Source organism: Allobosea sp. P1_A7, assembly GCF_056406775.1.
The window spans coordinates 1-3,165 of record NZ_JBFTZN010000437.1; the positions used below are offsets into that span (position 1 = coordinate 1).

General features: G+C 61.1%; 3 protein-coding genes. 1 reads left to right on the forward strand and 2 read right to left on the reverse strand.

The genetic code is table 11. The features are described from left to right. On the forward strand, positions 1–926 hold a 926-nt coding region (locus AC1D34_RS35835), incomplete at its 5' end, for an O-antigen ligase family protein (protein ID WP_476826823.1). A 246-nt stretch (positions 927–1,172) separates the two neighbouring features. On the opposite strand, the gene rfbA is transcribed toward AC1D34_RS35835, so the two are convergent. Further along, entirely contained in the window at positions 1,173–2,033 is an 861-nt protein-coding gene (rfbA, locus tag AC1D34_RS35840) for a glucose-1-phosphate thymidylyltransferase RfbA (RefSeq protein ID WP_441505124.1), read from the reverse strand. Continuing rightward, positions 2,030–2,329, reverse strand: coding sequence for a hypothetical protein (locus tag AC1D34_RS35845; RefSeq protein WP_476826824.1), 300 nt, complete (start codon positions 2,327–2,329; stop codon positions 2,030–2,032). The genes rfbA and AC1D34_RS35845 overlap by 4 nt, the downstream gene beginning before the upstream one ends. Positions 2,330–3,165 lie beyond the last annotated feature (836 nt).

Genomic DNA, 3,165 nt, shown 5'->3' on the forward strand with positions numbered 1-3,165 from the left:
TAGCTTTCACGCTCGTAATTGCCGCATCCAGAAAGTTTCGGCCTACGTCGATGCTGTTGCGCGCTCTCGCGCTGGCAATCATCCTGACTTCCGCGCTCGTGATGATCGAACTCGCCTCTGGCTTGTCACAGCGTGCAGCCCTCGGCTCCGGCAAGATGATGGCCTTTATCTTCAACCGCCCGGTGATTGTCGCAGTCGTACTCGCGGTGCCAGTCGTCCACCACCTCTGGACAATGCCATCTGGTCGCGGATTCGACCGGTCTCTTGCGGTCCTGACTGCTTCCATCGTCGTCATCCTGGCGCTATTTTCTCAAAGCGCATCGGCCAAGCTTGGCGTTGTTGTGGCAGCGCTCTGCTGGGTATTGGCGGCGCTCATGCCACGTGCGGCTCTGGGAGCGATCGGGCTTGCATTTGTGCTAACGATGGCGATAGGGCCAGTTCTAGGTGTGACGGCCGAGCGCGGGCTACCAACGCTGATTCTGGACCGCTTGCCCAAAATGACGGGTCAGGTTCGCATCGATATCTGGAGAAGCTTTGGCGAGGTGGCATGGGCGCGACCGATCGCGGGGACTGGGTTCGGCACTTCTGCCAGCATGCACGAGCACCCGGTGGCAGCAGACGTCTCGCCCGAGCAAAGATTGCTTCTGGCGGTGGGCCACCCTCATGACATGCCGCTACAGGCCTGGGCGGAGACCGGGCTGATCGGCGCAACATTGCTGACCCTCACTGGCCTGCTCCTGCTCGTGCATTTGCGCCATCTTCCGGCACGAAAGTTGGCGCCGCGGCTCGCGTTGTTCGCTACCGTCTTTTCGATCGCCACCGTTGGTCATGGCGCATGGCAGGGTTGGTGGATCGCCGGACTCGGCGCCGCTATTCTTTGGTTTGAGAACAGCGACGAGACGCGTTTGGAAAATAGTCACGGGTGAGTTCGCCGTTGAATGTTTGCAGGTTCGGACGCGATCGCGCCGGCATCGGCAGAAACTTTCAAACGTGCCGCCGTCTAAGTAGCCCCGCCGAATTTCCCCAGAACCGGCGGGGCTACTGCGAGTCGTGGAGTAGCTGTCGTGTGCGCGCGTCACCGGGGCGGGTCCGCTCATCCTCGAATTTCGTGCCTTGCCGCGCCGACCAGGTCATACCGATCTCCGCACCTTCATGAGCCGGAAGGCCCGCAATCAGAGCAGTTTCGCAAGATACTGCCCGTAGCTCGATTTGCCCGTCAGCTTCGCCAGTTCGGCCAGCTGATCGCGAGTGATGAACCCCTTACGGAAGGCGATTTCCTCCGGGCAGGAGATCTTCATGCCCTGGCGCCGCTCCAGGATCTCGATGAACTGCCCCGCTTCCATCAGGCTCTCATGCGTGCCGGTATCGAGCCAGGCGAAGCCCCGGCCCATGATCTGAACGTGAAGCTTACCACGCGCCATGTAGACGCGGTTGATATCGGTGATCTCGATCTCGCCGCGCGCCGACGGCGCGATGCCCGCGGCGATGTCGAGCACATCGTTGTCGTAGAAATAAAGGCCGGTCACCGCGAGATTGGATTTCGGTTCGGCCGGCTTCTCCTCGATCGAGATGCCCGTGCCCGCCGCGTCGATCTCGACCACGCCATAACGCTGCGGATCGGAGACGGCATAACCGAAGACGGTCGCCCCCGTCGGCCGCGCGATCGCCTCCGCCATCAACTCAGGCAGGCCATGGCCGTAGAAGATGTTGTCACCAAGAACCAACGCGACGCGATCGATCCCGACGAAATCGCGCCCGACGATGAAGGCGTCGGCAAGGCCGCGCGGCTCGGCCTGCACGGCGTAGCTGAGCTTCAGGCCAAACTGGGTCCCGTCCCCCAGCAAGCGGGCAAACAGCGCCTGATCATGGGGGGTGGTGATGATCAGGATCTCGCGGATACCCGCAAGCATCAGCGTCGAGAGCGGGTAGTAGATCATTGGCTTGTCGTAGACGGGCAGCAACTGCTTCGAGACCACCGAGGTCACCGGGTGCAGACGCGTGCCGGTGCCACCCGCGAGAATGATGCCCTTCATGATACCCTCTGCRCCGTCAACGAGGCCACCACCTCGCGCATGCGTTCCTGCCACGGCTTTGCGCGATAGCCAAAGGTCGCGGCGAACCGGGCGGAAACAAGCACCGAATCGGCCGGACGGCTCGCTCGTGCGCCAGCGACGAGGGCGATTGGTTGTCCTGAATGAAATTCGGCGCGATCCCTGTCGAAAGGCTCGCGGCTATAGGTTTCCATGATGTAGCCGCGATCATCGAAACGTCGCGGCCGGACCAGCACAGGACCGGGAATGGCGAGAGGCGCGAAGGTAAAATTGGACATGAAGTCTCCTGCCTGGCCGCAGGTAGTCGCGCCGCCGGACCGCGTCAACGACACGCCGACGCTCGTCTGACTGGCAGGCCCGGCTACGCCGCGCCTTCTCAACCAAGCGCGAGGCGATGGAATAAGGCGGTCCGGCGCGAATGACCACTTTCGGTGGCTCAAACGGATCACTGGGGGATGTGGCCTTGTGTCGTAACGCCGCTGGCGCTCCGCTTGACCCAGCTCGCCAGGCCGCCATCGTCAAAATCACGTCTGATGCCATGTGAAACTTCGCGCGACCCGTGTTGCATCGTGTTGCATGAACTTAATTGCAACACTCGAAAACAGGCGGAATCGGCCGATCTGCAACGTGTTGCAAGTCGCCCAACGCGTCTGGTTTCGCCTCGAATTTTTCTAAGTTTTGATTTTTCTTAGAGAAAGATGGTAGCGGGAGAGCGTAGTGGCCGGAAAGCATACCCGATCCGGTATCGCCTGACAGCTTAGTGGCGTCCCGGAAGGGACTGCAAACAGTCGCCGATTTCAACGGCTTAGCAAATGGGTTAGCCATCCACGTAGCCCGCATGTTCTCAAGGTTCGCCGGGCGAGGAGGCGAACATTTTCGCGAAGACGTCAGCTTGGGAAGCGGCACTAAGTCATTGAATTTCTGCGCTGTATTCCCCCAACGAATAGAGCGACGTCGACCGAAAAGGGTGGAGGCCGTGTGCAAACGCGCTATTGGGATGCCTGAGGTGTGCGCCGCGTCGTCTGCGGGTGAAGTTGGACAAGAGTCGCGGCGACCCGTTCAGGTCCGCATCGCCAGAATGAGCGGCCCAGCGCCAAGGATGGCGATCACTCTC

Bases quoted from the DNA above. Each gene is read 5' to 3' on its own strand.
- rfbA (WP_441505124.1), bottom strand. From the start codon at position 2,033: ATGAAGGGCATCATTCTCGCGGGTGGCACCGGCACGCGTCTGCACCCG.